This window comes from Isoptericola sp. NPDC019571 (assembly GCF_044389385.1).
Lineage (GTDB): Bacteria > Actinomycetota > Actinomycetes > Actinomycetales > Cellulomonadaceae > Isoptericola > Isoptericola nanjingensis.
Genome location: NZ_JBIRXZ010000001.1, coordinates 529,747 through 554,956 on the forward strand (window position 1 = coordinate 529,747; position 25,210 = coordinate 554,956).

At 74.4% G+C, this 25,210-nt stretch carries 19 protein-coding genes; 14 read left to right on the forward strand and 5 right to left on the reverse strand.

Annotated elements, in window-relative coordinates; all coding sequences use genetic code 11:
* Nucleotides 1–169 precede the first annotated feature (169 nt).
* Nucleotides 170–1,546, forward strand: a complete 1,377-nt coding sequence (locus ACH443_RS02410) for a Gfo/Idh/MocA family protein (protein WP_429765079.1) — start codon at nucleotides 170–172, stop codon at nucleotides 1,544–1,546.
* Nucleotides 1,547–1,644: 98 nt separating this feature from the next.
* On the opposite strand, the gene ACH443_RS02415 is transcribed toward ACH443_RS02410, so the two are convergent.
* From ACH443_RS02415 to ACH443_RS02425, 3 genes are all read right to left on the reverse strand, one after another.
* Entirely contained in the window at nucleotides 1,645–3,111 is a 1,467-nt protein-coding gene (locus tag ACH443_RS02415; protein ID WP_430589368.1) for a polysaccharide lyase family 1 protein, read from the reverse strand.
* A gap of 68 nt (nucleotides 3,112–3,179) precedes the next feature.
* Complete coding sequence (locus ACH443_RS02420) at nucleotides 3,180–4,349, reverse strand: Gfo/Idh/MocA family protein (RefSeq protein ID WP_430589369.1); 1,170 nt, start codon at nucleotides 4,347–4,349, stop codon at nucleotides 3,180–3,182.
* Nucleotides 4,350–4,388: 39 nt separating this feature from the next.
* Entirely contained in the window at nucleotides 4,389–6,350 is a 1,962-nt protein-coding gene (locus ACH443_RS02425) for a DUF6807 family protein (RefSeq protein ID WP_430589370.1), read from the reverse strand.
* Nucleotides 6,351–6,551: 201 nt separating this feature from the next.
* Between ACH443_RS02425 and ACH443_RS02430 the strand changes: the two genes are divergently transcribed.
* Genes ACH443_RS02430 through ACH443_RS02440 form a run of 3 tightly spaced genes read left to right on the forward strand, consistent with a single transcriptional unit; the run spans nucleotide 6,552 to nucleotide 9,767 of the window.
* A complete protein-coding gene (locus ACH443_RS02430; RefSeq protein WP_429765074.1) occupies nucleotides 6,552–7,475 on the forward strand; it encodes a carbohydrate ABC transporter permease in 924 nt (307 codons plus the stop codon).
* Nucleotides 7,468–8,415 carry a carbohydrate ABC transporter permease gene (locus tag ACH443_RS02435; protein WP_430589371.1) on the forward strand — a complete coding sequence of 316 codons (948 nt, stop codon included), beginning with the start codon at nucleotides 7,468–7,470 and terminating at the stop codon, nucleotides 8,413–8,415. Before ACH443_RS02430 ends, ACH443_RS02435 begins: the two co-directional genes overlap by 8 nt.
* A gap of 29 nt (nucleotides 8,416–8,444) precedes the next feature.
* Nucleotides 8,445–9,767 (forward strand): ABC transporter substrate-binding protein, encoded by a 1,323-nt coding sequence (locus tag ACH443_RS02440; RefSeq protein WP_430589372.1) that lies wholly within the window; start codon nucleotides 8,445–8,447, stop codon nucleotides 9,765–9,767.
* 85 nt (nucleotides 9,768–9,852) lie between these two features.
* Here ACH443_RS02440 and ACH443_RS02445 read toward each other — a convergent pair whose 3' ends face one another.
* A complete protein-coding gene (locus tag ACH443_RS02445; protein WP_430589373.1) occupies nucleotides 9,853–10,374 on the reverse strand; it encodes a MarR family winged helix-turn-helix transcriptional regulator in 522 nt (173 codons plus the stop codon).
* A gap of 112 nt (nucleotides 10,375–10,486) precedes the next feature.
* Here ACH443_RS02445 and ACH443_RS02450 point away from each other — a divergent pair, with 112 nt between their 5' ends.
* Genes ACH443_RS02450 through ACH443_RS02465 form a run of 4 tightly spaced genes read left to right on the forward strand, consistent with a single transcriptional unit; the run spans nucleotide 10,487 to nucleotide 15,516 of the window.
* Nucleotides 10,487–12,763, forward strand: a complete 2,277-nt coding sequence (locus tag ACH443_RS02450; protein ID WP_430589374.1) for an LLM class flavin-dependent oxidoreductase — start codon at nucleotides 10,487–10,489, stop codon at nucleotides 12,761–12,763.
* A gap of 43 nt (nucleotides 12,764–12,806) precedes the next feature.
* Complete coding sequence (gene mgrA / locus ACH443_RS02455) at nucleotides 12,807–13,868, forward strand: L-glyceraldehyde 3-phosphate reductase (RefSeq protein WP_429765066.1); 1,062 nt, start codon at nucleotides 12,807–12,809, stop codon at nucleotides 13,866–13,868.
* 38 nt (nucleotides 13,869–13,906) lie between these two features.
* Nucleotides 13,907–14,881, forward strand: coding sequence for a carbohydrate kinase family protein (locus ACH443_RS02460; RefSeq protein ID WP_430589375.1), 975 nt, complete (start codon nucleotides 13,907–13,909; stop codon nucleotides 14,879–14,881).
* The gene (locus ACH443_RS02465) at nucleotides 14,878–15,516 is read left to right on the forward strand and encodes a nucleoside/nucleotide kinase family protein (protein WP_430589376.1); all 639 of its coding nucleotides are present in this window, start codon (nucleotides 14,878–14,880) and stop codon (nucleotides 15,514–15,516) included. The genes ACH443_RS02460 and ACH443_RS02465 overlap by 4 nt, the downstream gene beginning before the upstream one ends.
* A gap of 88 nt (nucleotides 15,517–15,604) precedes the next feature.
* On the opposite strand, the gene ACH443_RS02470 is transcribed toward ACH443_RS02465, so the two are convergent.
* Complete coding sequence (locus ACH443_RS02470; RefSeq protein WP_430547689.1) at nucleotides 15,605–16,078, reverse strand: Lrp/AsnC family transcriptional regulator; 474 nt, start codon at nucleotides 16,076–16,078, stop codon at nucleotides 15,605–15,607.
* Between the two features lie 140 nt (nucleotides 16,079–16,218).
* On the opposite strand from ACH443_RS02470, the gene ACH443_RS02475 reads away from it, so the two are divergent.
* The 6 genes from ACH443_RS02475 to ACH443_RS02500 are packed head-to-tail and all read left to right on the forward strand — an operon-like array spanning nucleotide 16,219 to nucleotide 25,144.
* Nucleotides 16,219–17,574: a thiamine pyrophosphate-dependent dehydrogenase E1 component subunit alpha gene (locus ACH443_RS02475; RefSeq protein WP_430589377.1), complete on the forward strand. Its 1,356-nt coding sequence runs from the start codon at nucleotides 16,219–16,221 to the stop codon at nucleotides 17,572–17,574.
* Nucleotides 17,571–18,596, forward strand: coding sequence for an alpha-ketoacid dehydrogenase subunit beta (locus tag ACH443_RS02480; RefSeq protein ID WP_430589378.1), 1,026 nt, complete (start codon nucleotides 17,571–17,573; stop codon nucleotides 18,594–18,596). The genes ACH443_RS02475 and ACH443_RS02480 overlap by 4 nt, the downstream gene beginning before the upstream one ends.
* Nucleotides 18,596–20,065 carry a dihydrolipoamide acetyltransferase family protein gene (locus ACH443_RS02485; protein ID WP_430589379.1) on the forward strand — a complete coding sequence of 490 codons (1,470 nt, stop codon included), beginning with the start codon at nucleotides 18,596–18,598 and terminating at the stop codon, nucleotides 20,063–20,065. The genes ACH443_RS02480 and ACH443_RS02485 overlap by 1 nt, the downstream gene beginning before the upstream one ends.
* On the forward strand, nucleotides 20,062–21,696 hold the full coding sequence (locus ACH443_RS02490) for a carboxyl transferase domain-containing protein (RefSeq protein ID WP_430589380.1): 1,635 nt from the start codon (nucleotides 20,062–20,064) through the stop codon (nucleotides 21,694–21,696). The genes ACH443_RS02485 and ACH443_RS02490 overlap by 4 nt, the downstream gene beginning before the upstream one ends.
* A 5-nt stretch (nucleotides 21,697–21,701) precedes the next feature.
* A complete protein-coding gene (locus tag ACH443_RS02495; protein WP_430589381.1) occupies nucleotides 21,702–23,960 on the forward strand; it encodes an acetyl/propionyl/methylcrotonyl-CoA carboxylase subunit alpha in 2,259 nt (752 codons plus the stop codon).
* Nucleotides 23,957–25,144, forward strand: a complete 1,188-nt coding sequence (locus tag ACH443_RS02500) for an acyl-CoA dehydrogenase family protein (protein WP_430589382.1) — start codon at nucleotides 23,957–23,959, stop codon at nucleotides 25,142–25,144. The genes ACH443_RS02495 and ACH443_RS02500 overlap by 4 nt, the downstream gene beginning before the upstream one ends.
* Nucleotides 25,145–25,210: the final 66 nt, after the last annotated feature.

Below are 25,210 nucleotides of genomic sequence, written 5' to 3' on the forward strand. Positions count from 1 at the left end.
CCGAGGTAGTCGGGATCTCGCCGAGAGAGTACTACCTCGGCGAGATCCCGACTACCTCGGCACGAAGGGAACTACCTCGCGGGGGTGGGGAGGACGGCGGCGCTCGGGTAGGCTGGCGGAAACCGCTTACCCGACGTCGCCGTCGTGGCGACACCCAAGGAGATCGACGATGCCCTCCGTCCCCACCCCCGCCGGCAGCTCGACCGACGAAGGGCGCCGCCGTTACGCCGTCGCGGGCGCCGGCCACCGTGCCGGCATGTACGTGAACGCTCTGATCGGCGACCACGCCGCCGACGGCGAGATCGTCGCCTGGGTGGAGCCCAACCCGGTGCGCGCGGCCGTGCACGAGGCGAAGGTCGCCGCCGCCGTGGGCGGCGAGCGTCCGGTCTACCACCCCGACCACCTGGAGAAGGCCCTCGACGAGCAGCGGGTCGACCGCCTCGTCGTCACATCGGTCGACAACACGCACGCCGACCTCGTCTCCCGGGCGCTCCGCGCGGGCGTCGACGTCGTCGTCGAGAAGCCGATCGCCGCCACCGAGGACGAGGCGCGGCAGATCGCCGACGCCGTCGCCGAGACGGGCCGCGACCTCACGATGACGTTCAACTACCGCTACTCGCCGCGCAACTCCGCGCTGCGCGAGGTCATCGCGTCCGGGGAGATCGGGCAGGTGCTGAGCGTCCACTTCGACTGGGCCCTCGACACCGTGCACGGCGCGGACTACTTCCGCCGCTGGCACCGCGAGAAGGTCAACAACGGCGGCCTGCTGGTGCACAAGTCCAGCCACCACTTCGACCTCGTCAACTGGTGGATCGACGCCGTCCCGCAGCGCGTCTTCGCCAGCGGCGGCCGCCGGTTCTACGGCGACGATGCCGCGCACGCGTCCGGCTACGAGCCGACGGCGGGGGAGAAGGCGCTGAACGACCAGGGCGTTGACCCGTGGCGCATCGACGTCGACGCCGACCCGTACCTCTCCGAGCTGTACGGTCCCGAGGCGCAGGCCGTGGACGGCTACCGCCGCGACCGCAGCGTCTTCGACGCGGGCATCACCACCGAGGACACCCTCGGTCTCGTCGTCGAGTACGCCGGCGGCCCGGTGCTCACCTACTCGCTCACGGCCAGCGCGCCGTGGGAGGGGTACCGGGTCGTCGTCAACGGCTCGCGCGGCCGCGCCGAGCTCGAGGTGGTCGAGCGCGGGTCCGTCGTCTTCGGCGCGGACGGCAAGGCGACCGTGGACCCGAGCTTCACCGCGACCTTCGGCGAGGACACGGTCCGCCCCGAGGGTGAGCGGCTCGTCGTGCAGAAGCACTGGGAGCGTGCGGAGGAGCGGCCGATCGTCGCCGTCGGGCACGGCGGCCACGGCGGCGGCGACGCCCTGCTCCTGGCCGACGTCTTCCGCGGCCGCACCGAGGCCGACCCGCTGGGCCGCGCCGCCGGCTTCCGCGACGGCCTGCGCGCGTCCGGCATCGGCTACGCCGGCAACCGCTCGCTGGCCACCGGCGACCCGGTGCGCCTCGACGACCTGGGCCTCGGCATCGACCTCTGACCTCTGCGCCGAGGTAGCAGCGCCCGTGCCGAGGGAGTTCCTGGCCCGTGGTCAGGTACTACCTCGGCGCGGGGCGTACTACCTCGGCGGGGCTCGTGCTACCTCGGCGTGGTGGAGCGGAGCACGCCCGCTCCGGCACCGGCGTCCACCACGGCGGGCACGGCCCGGGTGGGCAGCAGCCGGTAGCGGTAGTGGTCGGACGGCGTCCAGCGGGCGTCGTCGGCGAGCGGCGCGCCGGCCGTGGCGTTGAACGCGCCGACGGCGTCGACGGGGCGACCGTTCACCAGCGTGCCGGTCTCGCGCAGCATCGTGCCGCCGTAGGCGCCCACGGCCCGCGCGGGCTCGACCCCCGGGGCGAGGCGCAGCGCGTTGTTCTCCACGACCAGGCTCGACTCCTTGCCGGCGCCCCAGAAGTACTGGAACGTCGAGGCCCTCGACTGCTCGTAGGAGTTGTCGTAGACGTGCACGTCGCCGAAGCGCACGCGCGGCGCGCGCTGGCCGATGTCCTGGAAGCGGTTGTGGTGGATCGTCACGCGGTGCTGGCCGCGGTCCTGCAGCCGCGAGTCGGACGAGCCGATGATCATCGTCTTGTCGTGGGACTCGAAGCGGTTCCACGACACGGTCACCAGGTCGCCGCCGTGCGTGACGTCGAGCAGGCCGTCGTGGATCTCGAACGGCCGGCCGAACACCTGCGGCAGGGACGACGCCGGGTGGTCGCCGTCGTCGAAGGTGTTGTGGTCCACCCAGACGCCGGTGGACGTCCAGACGGACAGGTTGTCGTAGGCGGAGTTCCAGCTGCCGAGGTCGCCGTCGGTGGGGTCCCACTGCGGGAAGCAGTCGCGGCCGTCGGAGAGGGTCAGGTTGCGCACGATGACGTTGTGCGAGTCGCGGACCCGCAGGTTCGCGCCGACGACCCGGGCGTCGTCGCCCACGCCGACGATCGTGACGTTCGAGCCGACGTGCACCTGCGTCTGCGCGGCCTGGACCTTGGCGGCCGCGACGCGCGCGTCCTCCAGCGCCCCCGCGGGCTCCTCGGTGCCCCAGACGGCGGGGTCGTACGCCGCGACGTAGTCGTCCATGGAGAACGGGTCGCCGGTGCCCGCCACCGGCACCCGGTCGGCGAAGTCCTGGCAGCCCAGGGCCGCGCCGTCGGCGCCCGTGAAGGCGTCGATCGTGCCGCGCACGTAGACGATGCGCGGCACCTCGAGCCCGCGCCCGTCGTCGAGGTCCGCGCCTGCGCGGCCGCCCAGGGCGTCGCGCAGCTCGGCCCACGTGTCGACGACGTACACCTCGGACGCCGCGGCCGCGGCGCCGCCGGTGACCGGCGCGGCGTCGCGCGTGACGCCCTCCGGGGAGGTGGTCGTGGCGACCGACGCCCAGCCGTCGGCGCCCGGCGTCACGACCTGGCGGCCGAGGTCGGTGCGCGGGGGATGGCCGTGGCCGGCGGGCCCGCCGTGGGCCGAGGCGGCGCCGGCGCCGGCCGTCACCAGCAGCGCGGCGGCGGCAAGGGCGGCGGCCGCGCGGGGACGACGTCCGCCCGGGAGGACAGGGGAGGGCTGGGACATGGTGCGAAACTCCTTCGTTCCGGCGGTCACCCGTCCGACGACGGTGTCGGCCGGGAAGGTGTGGCGCGTCAGCCGGCCCAGGGGGCCCCGAGCTCGGCGAACGTGCGCTGCGTGCGCGCGACCTCGGCGCACCAGCGCTCGACGTCGCGCACCACGGGGCGCCGCTCGTCGCCGTCCCCCTGCCACTCGACGTGCTCGGGCGCGATCGGGGTCGGGTCCGCGCTGGTGCGCACGGCCTCCAGCACGCGCATGAACGCGCCGGTGTCGCGGACGTCGCACAGCAGGGGGCGACGGTCGTCGGCACGGGCGGCCAGCAGGTCGTCCAGCAGGGAGGCACGCCCGTAGGTCTTGTCCATCTGGACCGAGTCCGTGCGCAGCAGCAGGCGGTCGTGCTCGTACTCGAGCACCAGCTCGCCGCGGGAGCCGGTCACGACCACGCGCGCAGGCGTGCGCTCCGCCGCGCACAGGGTGAGGCCGAAGCCGTACCGCCGGCCGGCGGCGTCCTTGACCCGCACCGAGGAGGTGTCGTCCGCCTCGATCGGGTTGGCGCGGTACAGGTCGGTGTCCACCCAGGCGACGTCCTGCGCGGTGGACGCCCCGCCGAGCCGCAGGGTGGTCGCGACGGCGTGCGCCAGCGGGTTGGTCACCACGCCGTCGACGACGTCGCGGCCGTCGAGCCGGCGCCGGCCCGCCCAGGCGGCGCGCTGCCAGTACGACGCGGTGCGCACCCAGGTGCCGACGGCGCCGAGGCCCTGCACCTCGCCGATCTCGCCCCGGGCCAGGAGGTCCGCGGCCGCGGGCAGGGCGTGCGAGCCGAACGTCTGGAAGCCCACCTGGCAGCGGCGGCCCGTCCGCTCGGTCACCGCGACGAGCTCGGCGTGCTCGGCGAGCGACGCCGTCGTCGGCTTCTCCAGCAGCACGTCGATGCCCGCCTCCATCGCGGCGCGCGCGAGCGGCAGGTGCGTGGGGATGGGCGTGCTCAGCACGACGACGTCGACCCGCGCCTGCGGGGTGGACAGGAGGTCGCCGAGCGTCGGGAACCAGGGCGCCCCGGCGTCGTGCGCGTCGTGGCCGGGGCCCGGCTCGCGCGGGTCGACGACGGCGGCGAGCCGCGCCCTTCCGGCGCGCTGGAGCTCGAGGACCCGGCGCACGTGGGAGGCGCCGTGGCCGTGCAGGCCCACGACCGCGATCTGCGGGGCGATCCGGGTGGCAGAGCCGTCGGAGGTCGGGTCGGTCATCGTCGTCCTGTCCGTGTCGTGCCGGGGTTGCCGGGAGGGTCAGCGCAGCGTGGCGGCGAGGGCCGCGGCCTCGTCGTGGTCGAGCGCACGGTCCACGAGTGCGGCCACGACGCCCGTCTCGACGGTGCCGCCTGCGGGCACGACGAGCGGCGTGTCCCAGGCGAGCGCCGGCCCCGCGCCGGGGTACTCCGCGGCGCGCAGGAACCAGGGCCGCGGCGGCGACGTCTGCGCGAGCAGCAGCGTCGTCGGGCGGTCATCGGCGTAGGGGTCGTGGTGCTGCTGGACGTACGCGACCCAGGGCGACGTGCTGCCGTGGGCCAGGCTCTCGCCCTCGCCCGCCTGCGACAGCACGACCGTGCTCTGCGACATCGGCGCGCGCCAGAAGACGCCGCCGTACCCGGCGCCCGGCCGGCCGTTGGTGGCGGGCGAGCGGATCTCCAGCGGCCGGTACGACGCGTGGAGCGTGGTGCGCCAGTCGAGCACCCAGGTGCCGTCGTCGAGGAGGCGGGCGCCGAGCCGACGCTGCTCGTCGAGCAGGGGCTCGCCGTGCTCGTCGTCCCAGCGCACGGTGTCGTGCAGCACGTGGGGCGCGAGCGGGTCGACCTCCGCGCGCGTGCTCACCTGGCGGCCGTGGTTGGGCAGCAGCGTGGGGCCGACGTCGGCCACGAACGTGCGGCCGCCCCAGAAGCTCGTGCCGTTGACGTCGGGCACCGCCACGCTCACGCCGTAGTGGTGCCGGTGGTCCACCGGCTCGGACTCGGTGAGGGCGACGCCCGCCAGCGAGTGCACCGGGTGCAGGTACGGGCGCGGGGAGTGGATGGCCGGCAGCCGCTCGCCGTCGACGTACCGCGCCAGCGGCACCCGGTCGCGGGTGTGCCGCAGCACGATCTCGCGCGGCTCCACGGACCACGTGGGGCCCGGGTCGACGACGTCGGCCTCGGGCGCCGCGACGGGCTCGGGCTCCGTGACGACGGCCCGCGCGATGCCGCGCGGCACCGGCCCGGTGCTGGAGCGGGCCTCGAGGCGGGCGGTGAACCGGGTGGTGGTGGCCGCGTGCGCGTCGTCGTCGATGACGGCGTGCAGCTCGCGCCACGCCTGCCGGCCCAGCTCGGCCTGGGGCACGGACACGGTGGTCAGGCCGGGCGTCGCGTACCGGGCGAGGTCGATGTCGTCGAAGCCGGCCACCGAGATGTCGCCGGGCACGGCGACGCCCGCCTCGTTGAGCGCGGCCAGGAGGCCGAACGCCACCAGGTCGTTGTAGGCGACGACGGCGGTGGCCCGGCTCGCGAGCACCTCGCCCGCGGCCGCGTGGCCGGAGGCCAGGTCGGCGCCCACGGGCAGCTCGACGATCTCGAGGTCCGGGTGGCGCCGGAGGGCGGTGGCGAGCCCGGTGCGCCGTGCCACGTCGGTGGCGGCGGCCCGCGGGCCGGCGAGGTAGGCGAGGCGGCGGTGCCCGTGGTCGACCAGGTGCTCGACGACCTGGACCGTGGCGTCCTCGTAGTCGATGACCAGGCTGGGGGTGGCCGGGTGCTCGACGGCGCGGTTGATCACGGCCGCGGGGGTCACGAGGGGGAGCAGCGCGTCGAGCGCGGTGCCGGGCATGCGCGGCGCGACCAGGATGAGCGCGTCGCAGCGCATGCGCGCCTCGCGGGCGATGGCCGCCTCCTCCGAGGGGTCCTCGGCGGCGTCGGCGACGAGCACGCGGTAGCCGTCCTCGGCGGCGGCGGACGTCACGCCGCGGAGGATCTGCTGGAACACCGGGTTGCCCAGGTCGGGCACCACGAGCGCGACGGTCTCCGTGCGCCCGAGGGACAGGCTGCGCGCGACGTTGCTGGGGCGGTAGTTCAGGTCGATCGCCGCCTCCTGCACGCGTGCGGCGATGGCGGGGTCGACGGTGCTGCGACCGTTCATCACGCGGGAGACCGTGGCGCGCGAGACGCCGGCCGCGGCGGCGACGTCCGCGATGGTGACGGACGGGCGCCGGACGTTCAGCTCAGGCATCGATGCCTCCTCGGGCTCACGAGCCGACGGTACACCATTGGAAACCGGTTCCTCTCGTGGTACGTTCCCGAGAAGCAACCGGTTTCCAGGAGCTGGAGCACTGGAAGCCCTCAGATCGACGAAGATCGGGAGGCCGGCGATGACAGCCACCAGCACGCCGATCGGCAGCGTGCGCGGCCGGACGAACGGCCGGGTGCCGCGATGGCGGTGATCCAGGAGGTCGCGCGCACCCGCGGGGCCGCCCGGGAGCGGCGCAAGGGCGACGGCAAGGCCGCGGCGCTCTTCCTCGCCCCGTGGTTCGTCGGGCTGGTCCTCGTCACGGCGTTCCCGCTCGTCGCGTCCCTGTACCTGTCCTTCACGGACTACAGCCTGCTCGAGGCCCCCGGCTGGATCGGGCTCGAGAACTACACGGCGATGTTCTCCGACCCGCGCTTCTTCCAGGCGCTCAAGGTGACCTTCACCTACGTGCTCGTCTCGGTGCCGCTGCAGCTCGCCGCCGCGCTCGCCCTCGCCATGGTGCTCGACAAGGGGCTGCGCGGCCTCGCGTTCTACCGGTCCGTCTACTACCTGCCGTCGCTCCTCGGAGGCAGCGTCGCCATCGCGATCCTCTGGCGGCAGGTGTTCGGGGCCGACGGCCTCGTCAACCAGGTCCTCGGGTTCTTCGGGATCGAGGGCGTCGGCTGGGTGTCGCACCCCGACTACGCGCTCGGCACCCTCATGATCCTGAACGTCTGGACGTTCGGCGCGCCGATGATCATCTTCCTGGCCGGGCTGCGGCAGATCCCGGCGATGTACTACGAGGCCGCGTCGATCGATGGCGCGGGCCGGTGGCGCCGGTTCCGCAGCATCACGGTGCCCCTGCTCACGCCGATCATCTTCTTCAACCTGGTGCTCCAGCTCATCGGGGCGTTCCAGTCGTTCACGCAGGCGTTCATCGTCAGCGGGGGCACGGGCGGGCCGGTCGACTCCACGCTCTTCTACACGCTGTACCTCTACGAGAAGGGGTTCAGCTCCTACCAGATGGGGTACGCGTCCGCGATGGCGTGGTTCCTGCTGCTCGTCGTGGCGGGCATGACCGCCGTGAACTTCCTCGCCTCCAAGTTCTGGGTCTTCTACGATGACTGACGCTCCCGCGCGCACCGAGCCGCGCCCCGAGTCGCACCCCGCCGGTTCCCGCCCCACGCTCTCCGAGGTGGCGGCGACCTACCCCGAGCGCCGTCCGCCCCGCGGCCGCGCCTGGGCCGCCGTCCGCCGCGTTCTCCGGCACGTCGCGCTGATCGCCTTCGGGCTCGTCATGCTCTACCCGCTGCTGTGGATGCTGGCGAGCTCGTTCAAGCCGACCGAGCTCATCTTCCGCGAACCCGGGCTGATCCCCACCGAGTGGGACTTCGGCAACTACACCGACGGCTGGAACGCCCTGCTCGACCCGTTCAGCCACTACCTGCTGAACTCGGCGATCGTCGTGCTCGGCTCGGTGCTCGGCAACCTGGTCTCGTGCTCGATGGCGGCCTATGCGTTCGCCCGGCTGAAGTTCCGGGGCCGCAACCTGTGGTTCGCGATCATGCTCATGTCGATCATGCTGCCGATCCACGTGATCATCGTGCCGCAGTACATCCTGTTCTCGTCGCTGTCGTGGATCAACACGTTCCTGCCGCTGATCGTGCCGAAGCTGCTGGCGACGGACGCGTTCTTCGTGTTCCTCATGGTCCAGTTCTTCCGCGGCATCCCGAAGGACCTCGACGAGGCGGCCCGCCTCGACGGCTGCGGGCACGGGCGCATCTTCCTGCGGATCATGCTGCCGCTGTCGCTGCCGGCCCTCGCCACCACCGCGATCTTCACGTTCATCTGGACGTGGAACGACTTCTTCAGCCAGCTCATCTTCCTGACGAAGCCGGACATGTACACCGTGCCCATCGCGCTGCGGACCTTCGTGGACGCCACGAGCAACAGCTCGTGGGGGCCGCTGTTCGCGATGTCGATCGTGTCCCTGATCCCCGTGTTCCTCGTCTTCCTGTTCGGCCAGAAGTACCTCGTCAAGGGCATCGCCACCACCGGCATCAAGTAGTTCGCACCCGTCGTTCGAAGGAGAACCTCATGCGAGTCACAGCCACCCGGGCGGCACGACGCCGCGGCGTCGCGCTCACCGCGCTCACCGCGGCGGGGGCCCTCGCCCTCACCGCCTGCTCCGGCGACTCCGGCGCCCTGCCGTCCGACGACGACGGCGGCGGCGACGGGAACGTCGAGATCCGCTTCGCGTGGTGGGGGTCGGACGACCGGCACAAGACCACCCAGCAGATCATCGACCTGTTCGAGGAGAAGAACCCCGGCATCACCGTCGTGCCGGACTACACCGACTGGGACGGCTACTGGGACAAGCTGGCCACCGCCACGGCGGGCGGCGACACCCCGGACGTCATCACCCAGGAGGAGCGGTACCTCTCCGACTACGCGTCGCGCGGCGTCATCGGCGAGATGACCGGGGTCGACACCTCCGAGATCCCTGCGGACATCCTCAGCACGGGCGAGGTCGACGGGAAGCTCGTCGGCATCCCGACGGGCGTCAACGCGTACGCGATGGTCGCCGACCCGCAGATCTTCGCCGACGCCGGCGTCGAGATGCCGGACGACACGACCTGGACCTGGGACGAGTACGTCGACATCGCGGGGAAGATCTCGAAGGGTGCCGGCGACGGCGTCTGGGGCGCGCAGGACTACGGCTTCAACGAGGCCGGGCTCAACGTGCTCGCCCGGCAGAAGGGCGAGACCCTCTACAACGCGGACGGCACCCTCGGGGTCTCGAAGGAGACGGTCGCGGAGTTCTTCCAGACGTCGCTGGACCTCATGGCGAACGGCGGCCAGCCCGACGCGTCGCGGTCGGTGGAGTACCAGAACGCCGGGCCCGAGGGCTCGCTGCTCGGCACCAACGCGGGCGCGATGGGCGTGTGGTGGTCCAACCAGCTCGGCGCGCTCTCCGACGCGTCCGGGCACGAGCTGGAGCTGCTGCGCCTGCCTGGTGAGTCCGAGTTCGAGCGCACCGGCATGTACTTCAAGCCGGCCATGTACTACTCGATCTCCGCGAAGACGGAGCACCCGGAGGAGTCGGCGAAGCTCGTGGACTTCCTGCTCAACGACCCGGAGGTCGCCAAGCTGCAGCTCACCGACCGCGGCCTCCCGGCCAACCTGACGGTGCGCGAGGCGATCCTGCCCGAGCTCGCGGCCGCGGACCAGAAGGTCGCGGACTTCATGGCGGCCCTGGAGTCCGACATCGTCGACAACCCGGCGGTGCCGCCGAACGGCGCGAACGAGATCCAGGACATCATGATCCGGATCAACACCGAGGTGCTGTTCGAGCGCATGACGCCCGACGAGGCCGCCGACGCGTTCCTCAAGGACGTCGGCGCCGCGATCGGCGGCTGACCCGGCTCCCCCTCGAGAAAGCGGTCTGCCGCGTCATCCGCTCGGATGCCGCGGCAGATCGCGTTCTGGAAGGGTTTTCGCAGGGTCACGCGGACGGGTCGACGACGCGCGCGACGACGGCGCAACGGTCGTCGCCCGGCGCGGCGCCGGTGGCGGCGCGCACGAGCAGGTGGCGCAGGGCGTCGCGCTCGGCGAGGTCCAGCCCGGCGAGCAGCTCGTCCTCCGCGACGCGCACGCGGGCGTCGAGGTCGGCCAGCACGGCCCGGCCGTGGTCCGTCACGACGATCCGGCGGGCGCGCCGGTCGGCCGGGTCGGGCTGCCGCTCGACGAGGCCGCAGCCGGCCAGCTCGTCGAGCAGGTAGGTCATCACGGTGCGGTCGATGCCGAGCCGGGCGGCGAGCGCCGCCTGGGTGGGCGGCGCGTCGTGGGTGACGGCGGCGAGGACCTCGTAGCCGCGCCCGCCGTGCGGGACGTCGGCGCAGGCGGCGGCGACGCGGGTGCTCCACTCGCGCAGCAGCGCGGCCAGCGACCAGCCCAGCGGGGACGGGGCGTCCGGGCCGGCGGCGGTCTCCGCGGCGCTGCGCGTGGGGTCGGCGGTGGTGCTCACGGTGCCATCGTAAGCGGAATGCGCGGCTCGCCAGAAGAGTTGCCGCTGATATCGTCTGTGCGACAGACGATCTCCCGGACGACGGGAGCGGTCCTCCCGCGAAAGGTCCCGCATGACGGACTACGGCCACGACCTGGTCTTCGGCACGTTCCTCACCCCCACGAACCGCGACCCGCAGCAGCCGGTGCGCCTCGCGCAGGTCACCGAGGCGGCCGGGCTCGACCTGGTGACGTTCCAGGACCACCCGTACCAGCCCGGGTTCCTCGACACCTGGACGCTGCTGTCGTGGGTGGCCGCGCAGACCGAGCGGGTGACCGTCGCGGGCAACGTGCTCAACCTGCCGCTGCGGCCGCCCGCCGTGCTGGCGCGCGCCGTCGCGTCCCTCGACCTGCTGTCCGGCGGGCGGGCCGCGCTCGGCCTCGGCGCGGGCGGGTTCTGGGACCCGATCGTCGCGATGGGCGGCACCCGCCTGACCCCGGGGGAGTCCGTCGACGCGCTCGAGGAGGCGCTCGACATCATCCGCGGCCTCTGGGACGGCCGGGAGCGCCGCGCGCTGCGGGTCGAGGGCGACCACCACCGCGTCGTCGGTGCCAAGCGCGGGCCCGAGCCCGCCCACGACGTCCCGATCTGGCTCGGCGCGCTCAAGCCCCGGATGCTCCGCCTCATCGCCCGCAAGGCCGACGGCTGGCTGCCGTCGCTCGCGTACCTCGAGGACGGCGACCTGCAGCGCGGGCACGCGATCATCGACGAGGCCGCCGAGGAGGCGGGCCGCCATCCGGCCGAGATCCGGCGCCTGCTCAACGTGCAGGGCGCGGTGACCGCGCAGCCGCAGGGCTTCCTGCAGGGGCCGGTGGAGCAGTGGGTCGACGAGCTGGCGGCCCTCGCGCTCGAGGACGGCATCGGCACCGTCATCCTCGCCGCCGACGACCCGACCCTCATCCAGGTCTACGGCCAGGAGGTCGCGCCCGCGGTCCGCGAGCTGGTGGCGCGCGAGCGGGCGACGTCGGGCACGGCGCCCGCCGCGACGCAGCGCGGCGGGCGGGCCATCGCGCTGCGCCGGCCCGGCATCGACTACGCCGCGGTGCCCGCGGCGCTGGCCGCGTCCGCCGTCGAGCCCGGCGACCGCGCGTACGACGCGGTGCGGCACAACTACCTGCGCTCCGGGGCGCCCGGCCTCGTCCTGCGTCCCCGCGACGCCGCGCAGGTGGCCGAGGCCGTCCGGTTCGCGAGGTCGCAGGACGTGCCGCTCGGCGTCCGGTCCGGCGGGCACGGCATCAGCGGCCGGTCCACGAACGACGGCGGGATCGTCGTCGACCTGGGAGCGCTCGACCAGGTCGAGGTGGTCGACGAGGCCACCCGGCGCGTGCGCGTCGGCGTGGGCGCCACGTGGGGCCGCGTCGCCGAGGCGCTCGCGCCGCGCGGCTGGGCGATCAGCTCCGGCGACTCCGGCGGGGTGGGGGTGGGCGGGCTGGCCACCGCCGGCGGCGTCGGCTTCCTCGGCCGCCTGTACGGGCTGACGATCGACCACGTCGTCGCGGCGGAGGTGGTCACGGCGGACGGGCGCGTGGTGCGGGCGTCCGCCGACGAGAACCCGGACCTCTTCTGGGGGCTGCGCGGCGCGGGCGGCAACCTGGGCGTCGTCACGTGGGTGGAGATCGAGGCGATGGCGCTCGGGGACCAGGGCGCCGTCGTGTTCTCCCAGATGACGCTCGACGCGTCCGACGTCGCGGGCACCCTCGAGCGGTGGGGCGCCGTCGTGGAGTCCGCGCCGCGCGAGCTCACGAGCTTCCTCATCCTGTCGCCGGGACGTCGTGGGGAGGGCCCGGTCGCCCAGCTCATGACCGTGTGGGCGGGCGACGACACGGACGCCGCCGTCGAGCAGCTCGAGCGGCTGGCCGGCGCCGGGCCGCTGCTGGGCCACCAGGCGTACCTGCTGCCCTACGCGGGCGTCGTGCAGGCGGGGGAGAAGCACCACCAGGGCGGCGGGGACCCCGCCGTGCGCTCCGGGCTGGTGGCGCACCTGGACGCCGCGACCGCCCGCGCGTTCGAGAAGCTCGCGCTGTCCGGGGAGGCGTACTTCCTGCAGGTGCGCGCCACCGGCGGCGCCGCGAACGACGTCGACGAGGGTGCGACGGCGTACGCGCACCGGCACCAGAACTTCCTGCTGTCCGCGATGTCGTCGTCGCAGGCCCGGCTCGACGCCGTGTGGGACGACGTCATGGCGCCGTACACGGACGGGCTCTACCTGTCGTTCGACACCGACACCCGGCCGGAGCGGCTCGCCGACGCCTTCCCCGAGCCCACCCTCACCCGGCTGCGCGAGGTGAAGCGCGACTGGGACCCGGACAACGTCTTCCGCGCCAACTTCCCGGTGCGGCCGGCGGAGTGAGCCGGGGGCGCGGCGCGTCGGCCGGGTGCGCGAGGATGGGGCCATGCCTCTCGCACCTCGGTACCTGGCCGACGACGCCCGCTACGAGTCGATGACCTACCGCCGCACCGGTCGCTCCGGCCTGGACCTGCCCGCCCTGTCGCTGGGCCTGTGGCACAACTTCGGCGACGTGAACCCGTTCGACACCCAGCGCGCCATCCTGCGCCGGGCGTTCGACCTGGGCATCACCCACTTCGACCTGGCCAACAACTACGGCCCGCCGTACGGCTCGGCGGAGGAGAACTTCGGCCGCCACCTGGCCAAGGACCTCGCGCCGTACCGCGACGAGCTCGTCATCTCCACGAAGGCGGGCTACGACATGTGGCCCGGCCCGTACGGCGACCACGGCTCCCGCAAGTACCTGCTCGCCTCGCTCGACCAGTCCCTGACGCGGATGGGCCTGGACCACGTCGACGTCTTCTACCACCACCGGCCCGACCCCTCGACGCCGCTGGAGGAGACGATGGGCGCGCTCGCGTCCGCCGTCCAGCAGGGCAAGGCGACGTACGTCGGCGTCTCCAACTACTCGCCGTCGCGCACGCGCGAGGCCGCGCAGGTGCTCGCCGACCTGGGTGTGCCGCTGCTCATCCACCAGCCCAGCTACTCGATGTTCAACCGGCACGTGGAGATCGCCGACCGTGACGACGCTTACGACGGCCACCAGAGCGAGTCGCTGCTCGACGTCGTCGAGGACCTCGGCGTCGGCACGATCGTCTTCTCCCCGCTGGCGCAGGGCCTGCTCACCGGGCGCTACCTGGGCGGGTCGGCGCCGGAGGGTTCGCGCGCCGCACGCAGCGACTCGCCGTTCCTGTCGTCGTCGAACCTCACGGACACCTACCTCGACCGGGCGCGGGCGCTGAACGCCGTCGCCGAGGGCCGTGGCCAGACGCTCGCACAGCTCGCCCTGTCATGGGTGCTGCGCGACGCGCGCGTGACGTCGGCGCTCATCGGCGCCTCGTCCGTGGCGCAGCTCGAGGACAACGTGGCCGCGCTGTCCGCGCCGGCGCTCACCGACGACGAGATCGCCGCCATCGAGCCGCACGCCGTGGACGGCACCGGCCGCTGACCCGCGGTCGGCGCTCATAGGCCAGAAAGGAGCGGTCGATGGTGGTCTGCTGGTTCGTCGGGCTGACGACGCTCGACGTCGTGCACCGGGCGTCGGGACGGCCGGGCGCGAACGAGAAGGTGACCGCGTCGCGGCAGGACGTCGCCGCCGGCGGCCCGGCGGCCAACGCCGCCGTCACGGCGGCCGCCCTCGAGACGCACGCGATCCTCGTCAGCGCGCTCGGCGCCGGGCCGATCGCCCAGGCGGTGCGGGCCGACCTCGACGACCGCGAGGTGCAGGTGCACGACGTCGCGGGCCCGGACGAGGAGTTCCCGCTCGCCGTCTCGGCGGTCCTCGTCGACGCCGCGACGGGCGAGCGGTCGGTGGTCTCGCCCGACGCCTCGCTCGTCGAGCTGCCCGCGCCGCGGCCGGACGCGCTCGCGGGCCTGCCGCGGCCGGACGTCGTCCTCTTCGACGGCCATCACCCCGAGATCGCCCGGGCCGTTCTCGCGCACGTCGACGTCCTGCGGCCCCGGCCGCTGATCGTGGTGGACGGCGGCCGGTGGCGGCCCGTGTTCGCCGACCTGCTGCCCGCCGCGGACGTCGCGGCCCTCAGCGCCGACTTCACCGTCCCGCTTGGCGTCGCGCCCGGCGCGACCGACGCGGCGCACGGCGCGCTGGTGCTCGGTGCGGGGGCCGCCGTGGTCACGCACGGCGGCGACCCGGTGACCTGGGCCCTGCCGCGCCGGCGCGACGACGGCGCCGTCGAGGTCGGTGAGCGCGGCACCGTGCCCGTCCCGACGGTCGACGTGCAGGACACCCTCGGCGCGGGCGACGCGTTCCACGGCGCGCTGGCCGTGGCCCTCGCCCGCGGGGAAGGGCTGGCGGACGCCTGCGCCGCCGCGGTGCGCGTCGCGAGCGTGCGCGTGCGGAAGGTCGGGCCGCGGGCCTGGCTCGCCCATCTCCCCGAGCTGTCAGAGCCGCACGGGGGTCTGGACCGACCGGGGTCTGACAGCTCGCGGGACGAGGGGTGACGGCGGTCGCGGCGACGACGGCGGAGCTCGTCGCGCGGGCGCGACGGCTGGCGGTGCCGGGGGAGCGGCGGATCCTGGGGATCGTCGGTGCGCCGGGGGCGGGGAAGTCGACGCTCGCTCGCGCGGTCGTCGCCGGGCTCGGGCCGGCGCTCGCCGTCGACGTCGGGATGGACGGCTACCACCTGTCGAACGCCGTCCTGGCGGACCTCGGCCGGCGGGAGCGCAAGGGCGCGATCGACACGTTCGACGACGCCGGGTACGCGGCGCTGGTCGCCCGCCTCGCCGACGTGCGGCCCGGCGACCCGCCCGTCTTCGCGCCGGTCTTCCGGCGCGAGATCGAGGAGCCCGTCGCCGCGGGGGTGGCCGTGGCGTCCGACGTGCCGCTGGTCGTGACGGAGGGGAACTACCTGCTCGCGCCGACCGGCGCATGGCCTGCCGCCCGGGCCCGCATGGCCGAGGTCTGGTACCTCGACGCGCCCGACGACGTCCGCCTCGCCCGGCTGGAGGAGCGCCACCACGCCTTCGGCAAGAGCCGCGACGACGCCCGCCGCTGGGCGCGCGGCTCGGACCAGGTCAACGCCGAGCTGATCCGGGCGACGCGCGACCGCGCCGACGTCGTCGTCCGCTGGTCCTGACCGTCGAGCAGGAGATCCGTCGCGGCAGCCGTGGGCCTGCCGCGACGGATCGCGTGCTCGACGGGTGGTGCAGGCCGCGGGAGGAACGTCAGAGGGAGCGCCGGGCCGCCTCGATCAGGGGGCGGATGCGGTAGGGGATCAGCTCGCCCATGGACAGCGACGTCTCGGTGCGCTCGACGCCGTCGATGGCGAGGATGGCGGCGTCGATGCGGAACAGGTGGTCGGTGTCCCGGCACACGACGTGCACGCGGAGGTCGGCGGCGCCGCTGTGCCCGTACGCCTGGACGACCTCCGGGATCTCCGCCAGCCGGTCGACGATGGCGGGCAGCTCGCGCTGGCGCACGGTGACCTCGAGGAACGCCGTCAGCGGGTGGCCCAGGGCAGCGGGGTTGATGCGGCGGTCGAAGTCGAGGAAGGCGCCCGACTCCTCGAGCCGGGTCAGCCGCGCGTGCACGGTGTTCCGGGACAGGCGCAAGCGCTCCGCGAGGGCGGCGACGGTGGCCCGCGGGTCGTCGGCGAGGGCCGTCAGGAGGCTCAGGTCCACGGCGTCGTAGCTGCGCACATCGACCAGCCTAACGGCGTCGGCCTGAGCACTCTGCTCAACGTGTCGTGGGGTGCTGGTCGCACTCTGTGAGCGGCGTTACGTTCGCGGTATCCGGCGCTCGACGCGGAGCGGCCGGCGACACGCGAGGTGAGGCGACGATGCCCAGCACCATGGGTTCGACGTCCCGCGACGACCTGTCACGAGCGGGTGCAGCGCGGGCGGAGACGGCGTCCGGTACGACGGACGGAACGACGACAGACGGCACGAACGGCAGCACGAACGGCAGCACGAACGGCAGCACGAACCCGGGCACGACGGCGGCCGGCACGGCGAGCACGGCGCGGCCGGGCGACATCCCGCTGCGCCTTCTCGACGAGAAGGGCGTGCGGCACCCCGACCCGGCGCTCGACCGCTGGCTGACGGACGTCGACGCGGGCACGGGCGACGCCCGGGCGGCGCTGCTGGCGCTGTACGAGGAGATGGTCGTGGCCCGGCGCATCGACGCCGAGGCGACGGCGCTGCAGCGGCAGGGCGAGCTCGCGCTGTGGCCGCCGCTGCAGGGCCAGGAGGCCGCCCAGGTGGGCTCGGCCGCCGCCCTGCGCACCGACGACTTCGTGTTCTCCAGCTACCGGGAGCACGCCGTCGCCCGCAAGCGCGGCGTCGCCCCCGTGGACCTGCTGCGCGTGTGGCGCGGCATCACGGCGTCGGGCTGGGACCCGTACGCGGTGAACATGGCGACGCCGCAGGTCATCATCGGAGCACAGGCCCTGCACGGCGTGGGCTACGCGCTGGGGATCCAGGCGGACGTCGAGCGCGGCGTCGTCGAGCCGCGCCAGGACGGGACGGACGACGACGGCACGGCCGCCGTCGTGGCGTACGTCGGCGACGGCGCGATGAGCCAGGGCGACGTCAACGAGGCGTTCGTCTTCGCGGCGACGTGGCAGGTGCCGCTGGTGCTGTTCTGCCAGAACAACCAGTGGGCGATCTCCGAGCCGGTGACGCTGCAGTCGGGCGTGCCGCTGGTGCGCCGGGCGGACGGCTTCGGCGTCCCGGGCGTGCGCGTGGACGGCAACGACGTGCTCGCCGTCCTCGCCGTGACGCGCGAGGCGCTGCACCGGGCGCGCACCGGCGGCGGCCCGACGTTCGTCGAGGCCGTGACGTACCGGATGGGCCCGCACACCACCGCCGACGACCCCACCCGCTATCGCGACGCGTCCGAGCTGGACGCCTGGGCCGAGCGCGACCCGGTCGCGCGGCTCGCGGCGTACCTGCGGGCCGGTGGCCTGCTCACCGACGACGACGAGGCGCGGGTGCGCGCGGCGGCCGACGCCGTCGCCGCCGAGCTGCGGGCCGGCGTCGTCGCCCTCGAGGACCCGCCGCCGCTGAGCGTCTTCGACCACGTGTACGCCGAGCCGCACGCGACCGTGGCGGCCGAGCGGGCTGAGCACGCGGCGTACCTGGCGGGCTTCGCCGACGCCGACACCACGACGAGCGGCGAGGGGGCCGACCGATGACCACCCAGACCCTGACCCTCGCCAAGTCGCTCGGCGCCGGGCTGCGTCGCGCGATGACCGACGACCCGACCGTCATGGTGCTCGGCGAGGACATCGGCCGCCTCGGCGGCGTGTACCGCGTGACCGACGGGCTGCAGGCGGAGTTCGGCCCCCGCCGCGTGGTGGACACGCCGCTCGCGGAGTCCGGCATCCTCGGCACCGCCGTCGGCCTCGCGTACCGCGGCTACCGGCCCGTGGTGGAGATCCAGTTCGACGGCTTCGTCTACGTGGCGTTCGACCAGATCGTCAGCCAGCTCGCCAAGATGCACGCCCGCACGAACGGCAAGGTGAGGCTCCCCGTGACGATCCGCATCCCCGTCGCGGGTGGCATCGGCGCCGCCGAGCACCACTCCGAGTCGCCGGAGGCGTACTTCGTGCACACGGCCGGGCTGCGCGTGGTGTCGGTGTCGAACCCGCAGGACGCGTCGACCGTGCTGCGCCAGGCGATCGCGTGCGACGACCCGGTCGTGTTCTTCGAGCCCAAGCGGCTGTACCACGTCAAGGGCGACGTGGACGCGGACCTGCCGCTCGACGACGCGCCGCCGATGGGCACCGCGCGGGTGGTCCGGCCGGGCGACGACGTCACGCTCGTGACGTTCGGCTCGCACGTCGCGACGGCGCTCGACGCCGCCACCGCGGCGTCCGACGAGGGCGTCTCGGTCGAGGTGATCGACCTGCGCTCGCTGTCCCCCGTCGACCACGACACGATCGCGGCGTCCGTGCGGCGCACCGGGCGGCTCGTCGTGCTGCACGAGGGGCCGCGGCAGGCCGGCGTCGGCGCCGAGATCGCGACGTCGGTCACCGAGCGCTGCTTCGACTTCCTCGAGGCGCCGCCCGCCCGCGTCACCGGCTACGACATCCCGTACCCGCCCGCGAAGCTCGAGGGCAACCAGGTGCCCGACCTCGACCGCGTGCTCGTCGCCGTCGACCGCGTGCTCGGCCGGGTGCCGGCGTCGGGCGCCGGCGTGGAGGTGGGAGCGTGATGGCGACGCGCGAGTTCAAGCTGCCCGACCTCGGCGAGGGGCTGACCGAGTCCGAGGTCGTCGAGTGGCGCGTGGCCGTGGGCGACGCCGTCGAGCTCAACCAGGTGATCGCGGAGGTGGAGACCGCCAAGGCGCTGGTCGAGCTGCCGTCGCCGTGCGCCGGCGTCGTGCGGGTGCTGCACGCCGAGGAGGGGCAGACCGTCGAGGTCGGCGAGCCGCTGGTCACCTTCGACCTGTCAGGACCAGGTGCACCAGAACCTGCTCCTGGTCCTGACAACTCGGGTGCTCAGGAAGTGTCAGGACCACGGGCACCGGAACGTGCTCCTGGTCCTGACAACTCTGCGGGTTCGGCAGGGGAGGACAGCCCGGAGCCGAACCTCGTCGGGTACGGCGCGCGCCCCGCGCGCACGGGACGCCCGGCGCGACGACGGCGCCGGGACGCCCCGGTCGCCGTCCCGGCTCCCGCCGCGGCGGCGACCCCGGCCCCGACAGGTTCCGCGAACGGCGTCGCGTCGTCCCCGTCGCCGGACGGGCGGGGGGAGCGGCCGCGGTCGACGCCGGTCGTGCGGGCGCTGGCGCGGCAGCACGGGATCGACCTCGCCACCATCACGGGCACGGGCCCGCACGGCCGCGTCACGCGCGACGACGTCGAGGCGGCGTCGTCGGGCACCGCGGGCCCGGTGGCACAGGGCCCGACGTCGGCCCCCGCGAGGACGGCGGACGGCGAGACACGCACCCCGGTGCGCAGCGTCCGCAGGCGCACGGCCGCGGCGATGGTCGCGAGCGCGGCGGCGCCGCAGGCGTCGGTGTTCCTCACCGTGGACGTCACGGCGAGCATGGAGCTGCTGGCCCGGCTCAAGACGCACCCGATGGCGGGCGGTCAGCGGATCACGGTGCTCGCGCTGGTGGCGCGCGCCGTCCTCGCGCTGCTGCCGCAGCACCCGTCGCTCACGAGCCGCTGGGTCGACCTGCCGGGCGGCGAGGCGGAGATCGTCCGGCCCGCGCACGTGAACCTCGGCATCGCCGTCGCGACGGACCGCGGGCTGGTCGTGCCGCACGTCCCCGCCGCGGACACGCTGTCGCTCACCGGGTTGGCCGCCGCCCTGACGGACCTCACGACGACGGCGCGGGCCGGTCGGACCACGCCCGAGCGGCTGATGAACGGGACGCTGACCATCACGAACATCGGCGTCTTCGGGGTGGACTCGGGCACGCCGATCCTCAACCCGGGCGAGCCCGCGATCCTCGGCCTCGGCCAGGTGGCGCGCCGGCCGTGGGAGCACGACGGCGAGGTCGCGCTGCGGCAGGTGACGACGCTCAGCCTCACGTTCGACCACCGCGTGGTGGACGGCGAGCAGGGCGCTCGCTTCCTCGCCGAGCTGGGGGCGGTGCTCGCCGACCCGGCGCTCGCCGTGCTGCTGGGCGGGGACACCCCCGTCCCGGCCCCCGAGGGAGAGGAGCCCGCGTGACCGTCCTCGACTCCGCCGTCGACCCCCGCGCCGACGCGGCCCGCGCCAACGACGAGGCGCAGCGGGCGCTCGCGGACCGGCTCCGCGAGCGCACCGCCGTCGCCGCGGAGGGCGGCACCCGGCGCGCCCGCGACCAGCACGTCTCGCGCGGCAAGCTGCTGCCACGGGACCGCGTGGCACGGCTCCTCGACGAGGGCAGCCCGTTCCTCGAGGTGGCGCCGCTCGCGGCGTTCGGCGTGGACGACGGGGCCTGGCCGGGCGCGGGCGTCATCGCCGGCGTCGGGCTGGTGAGCGGGCGGCAGGTGATGGTGGTCTGCAACGACGCGACCGTCAAGGGCGGCACCTACCACCCGCTCACCGTGAAGAAGCACCTGCGGGCGCAGGAGATCGCGCTGGAGAACCGGCTGCCGTGCGTCTACCTCGTGGACTCGGGCGGCGCGTTCCTCCCCCGGCAGGACGAGGTGTTCCCCGACCGCGACCACTTCGGGCGGATCTTCTACCACCAGGCGAGGCTGTCGGCGGCGCGCGTCCCGCAGATCTCGGCCGTGCTGGGCTCGTGCACCGCGGGCGGCGCGTACGTGCCGGCGATGAGCGACGAGACCGTCATCGTGCGCGACCAGGGCACGATCTTCCTGGGCGGCCCGCCGCTGGTGAAGGCCGCGATCGGCGAGGACGTCACGGCCGAGGAGCTGGGCGGCGGGGAGCTGCACGCGCGGCGGTCCGGCGTCGTCGATCACCTCGCCGAGGACGACGAGCACGCGCTCGACCTGGTGCGCGACATCGTGAGCACGCTGCCGCCGGACCCGGAGCCCGCGTGGGACGTCGCGCCCTCCCGGGAGCCCGTCGTCGACCCGCAGGGCCTGTACGCGGCCGTGCCGGTGGACGTGCAGCAGCCCTACGACCCGCGCGAGGTGATCGCCCGGATCGTCGACGGGAGCGAGCTGCACGAGTTCAAGCCGGAGTACGGCACGACGCTCGTCACGGGGTTCGCGCGGATCCACGGCCACCCGGTGGGGGTGTTGGCCAACGCGGGCGTGCTGTTCCGCGAGTCGGCGCTCAAGGGCGCGCACTTCGTGGAGCTGTGCGACCAACGCGGCATCCCGCTGCTGTTCCTGCAGAACATCTCCGGGTTCATGGTGGGCCGCGACGCGGAGGCGGGCGGCATCGCCAAGGACGGCGCCAAGATGGTCACCGCCGTCGCGACGACCCGCGTGCCGAAGCTGACCGTCATCGTGGGCGGCTCGTTCGGCGCCGGGAACTACGCGATGTGCGGGCGGGCGTACTCGCCGCGCTTCCTGTGGTCGTGGCCCGGCTCCCGCATCTCGGTGATGGGCGGCGCGCAGGCGTCGTCCGTGCTCGCGACCGTGAAGCGCGACCAGCTCGCCCGCCGCGGCGAGGAGTGGGACGCGGGCGAGGAGGAGTCCTTCCGCGCCGAGATCCGCGAGGGCTACGAGGTGGCCGGCGACCCGTACCACGCGACGTCGCGCCTGTGGGACGACGGCATCGTCGACCCGCCCGACACCCGCCGCGTGCTGGGCCTCGCGCTGGGCGTGTGCGCCCGCACCCCGCTGCCCGGCGGCTCCCCGACCGCCCCCGACGACGAGCCCCGCTTCGGGCTCTTCCGGATGTGAGGGCGATGGGTACCCGAGAGCTCTCGACCGTCCTCGTCGCCAACCGCGGCGAGATCGCGTGCCGCGTGATCGGCACCCTGCGGCGGCTGGGGATCCGGTCCGTGGCCGTGTACTCCGACGCCGACGCGGACGCCCGGCACGTGCGGGAGGCCGACGTGGCCGTCCGCCTCGGCCCGGCACCGGCCGCGCAGAGCTACCTCGACGTCGAGGCGGTCGTGGCGGCGGCCGTCGCCACGGGCGCCGACGCGATCCACCCCGGCTACGGCTTCCTGTCCGAGAACCCCGCCCTGGCGCGGGCGTGCGAGCGCGCCGGCGTCGTCTTCGTCGGGCCGTCGGTCGAGGCGCTCGAGACCATGGCGGACAAGGCCGCGGCCAAGCGCCTCGTCGCGTCCCACGAGGTGCCCGTGCTGCCCGGCACGCTCGACGACGGGCTCGACGACGCGGCGCTCGTCGCGGCGTCGGACGGCGTCGGGTTCCCCCTGCTCGTCAAGCCCGTCGCGGGCGGCGGCGGCAAGGGCATGGAGGTCGTGCGAGCGGCGGACGAGCTGCCGGGCGCGCTGGCGTCGGCCCGGCGGGTCGCCGCGGCGTCGTTCGGGCACGACGGGCTCCTGCTCGAGCGGCTCGTCGAGCGCCCGCGGCACATCGAGGTGCAGGTGCTGGCCGACACGCACGGCGCCGTCGTGCACCTGGGCGAGCGCGAGTGCACGCTGCAGCGCCGCCACCAGAAGGTGGTGGAGGAGGCGCCGTCGCCCGCCGTCGACGACGCGACCCGGGCCCGGCTCGGGGAGGCGGCCTGCGCGGTGGCGCGGTCGGTGGGGTACGTCGGCGCGGGGACCGTCGAGTTCCTCGTGCCCGGCGACGACCCCGGCGCGTTCTGGTTCATCGAGATGAACACCCGCCTGCAGGTGGAGCACCCCGTGACCGAGCTGGTCACCGGGCTCGACCTGGTGGAGCAGCAGCTGCGCGTCGCGGCGGGCGAGCCGCTCGGCCTCGCGCAGGGCGACGTCCGGCTGGACGGGCACGCCGTGGAAGCCCGCCTGTACGCCGAGCAGCCCGCGCGGGGGTTCCTGCCCGCCGCCGGGCGGGTGCTCGCGTACGACGACGCCGGCGTCCCCGCCGGCCCGGGGGCCGTTCCCCTGCGGCTGGACAGCGGCCTGCTGGCGGGCGCCGCGGTGACCGGCGACTACGACCCGATGCTCGCGAAGGCCGTGGCCTGGGCGCCCACCCGCGCCGAGGCGATCGCGCGGCTCGACGGCCTGCTGGCCGACGTCGTCGTGCTGGGCGTCGAGACCAACGCCGGCTTCCTGCGCGACCTGCTCGCCGCCGACGACGTGCGCGCCGGCCGCCTCGACACCGGCCTCATCGACCGCTTCGTCGCCGAGCGGTCTGACGCGCGGCACGCCCCCGACAACGTGTCAGACGCTCGGGTTGCCCCGGTGGCGCGGACGCCTGAAGGGTCGCTGGTCGCGGCGGCGCTGCTCGCCGTCGACACCGGCGCCCCCGCGGCGACCGGCCCGTGGGCCGCCTCCGACGGCTGGCGGCTCAACGGCGCGCCCGTGCCGCGCCGCGCGGTGCTCGTCGACGCGGCGGGCGCGGAGCACGCAGTCACCGTCATCGGGACACCCCAGGACGCCGTCGTCACCGTCGACGACGACGAGCCGGTGCGCGCCTCCTTGCGCACCCGGGACGACCCGGCCCGCGGACGCCACCTGCTCACCGTCGACGGCGTCACGCGCACCCTGGTCACCGCTGTGAGCGGGAGACACGCCCACGGCACGCCGGGCGACGGGGCCGACCGCCCGCTCACAGCAGCGCCGGCGGTGGTGTGGACGCACCTCGACGGGCGGACGTCGTCGTGCACGGTGCTCGACCGGGCGGCGCTGGCCGCACGACGGCGGGCGGAGCGCGCGCTCGGCGACGACGGCGCGGCGGGCGGAGCGACCCGCGCACCGGTGCGCGTCGCGATGCCCGGCACGGTGTCCGCCGTGCCCGTCGTGGACGGCGACGTCGTCGCCGCCGGCCAGCCCGTCGTCGTCGTCGAGGCGATGAAGATGGAGCACCCGCTGCTCGCGCCGATCGGCGGCGTCGTGCGCCTCGACGTGCGCGCCGGCGACCAGGTGCGCCTCGACCAGGTGGTCGCCGTCGTCGATCCGACCGCCGAACAGCCTGTCGACCCACCCGTCGACACCCCCGAAGACCACGCTCCCGCGCCGGCAGACCCCGCCGTGGCGGCAGCACACTCCGACACCCGAGGAGCGTCATGATCAGCGAGACCCAGTCCACCGTGCTCAGCGACGAGCAGCGGAAGCTCAGCGCCGTGGTGCGCGAGTTCGCGGACCAGGTGGTGGCGCCTGCTGCCTACCGGTACGACACCGAGCGGCGTCTGCCGGTCGAGATCATCGAGCAGATGGGCGAGCTGGGGCTGTTCGGCCTGCCGTTCCCGGTGGACGTGGGCGGGCAGGGCAAGGACTACGTGTCCCTGTGCCTCGCGGTCGAGGCGCTCGCGCGGGTGGACCAGTCGATCGCGGTGACGCTCGAGGCGGGTGTCGGGCTGGGCATCATGCCGATCTTCCGGCACGGCACGGACGAGCAGAAGCAGCGCTGGCTGCCCGGCCTGGTCAGCGGCCGCGCGCTCGCCGCCTTCGGCCTCACGGAGGCGGGGGCGGGGTCGGACGCCGGCGCCACGCGCACCACGGCGCGCCGGGACGAGGCCACGGGCGAGTGGGTGATCGACGGCTCCAAGCAGTTCATCACCAACTCCGGCACGCCGATCACCAGCGTCATCACCGTCACCGCGGTGACCGGGACGCGCACCGGCGCGGACGGCGCGACCCATCCCGAGCTGTCGTCGTTCCTCGTGCCGTCCGGCACGCCCGGCCTCACGGTGGAGCCCAGCTACGACAAGGTCGGCTGGCACACCTCCGACACCCACCCGCTGACGCTCGACGGGGTCCGCGTCCCCGCCGGGAACCTGCTCGGCGAGCAGGGCCGTGGGTACGCGAACTTCCTGCGCGCGCTCGACGAGGGCCGGATCGCCTTCGCCGCCCTCGCGACGGGCGCCGCGCAGGGCTGCCTCGAGGAGGCCCTGCGCTACGCGAAGGAGCGCGAGGTCTTCGGCCACGCGATCGGCGGCAACCAGCACATCGCGTTCACGCTGGCCCGCATGCAGGCGCGCGTGCACTCGGCCCGCCTGTGCTGGCTGGACGCCGCGCTCAAGCAGGTGCACGGCAAGCCGTTCAAGGCGGAGGCGTCCGTCGCGAAGCTCGTGGGCGGGGAGGCCGCGATGGCGAACGCCCGCGACGCGTCGCAGATCTTCGGCGGCTACGGCTTCCTCAACGAGAACGCGGTGGCCCGGCACTACCGGGACTCCAAGATCCTCGAGGTGGGCGAGGGCACCACGGAGGTGCAGCTCATGATCATCGCCCGCGACCTGGGGCTGGCGTCGTGACCGCCGACCATGCAGCTGCGCACCGTCAGACGGCTCAGAACGTGCGCAGCTGCCTGCTCGGCACGG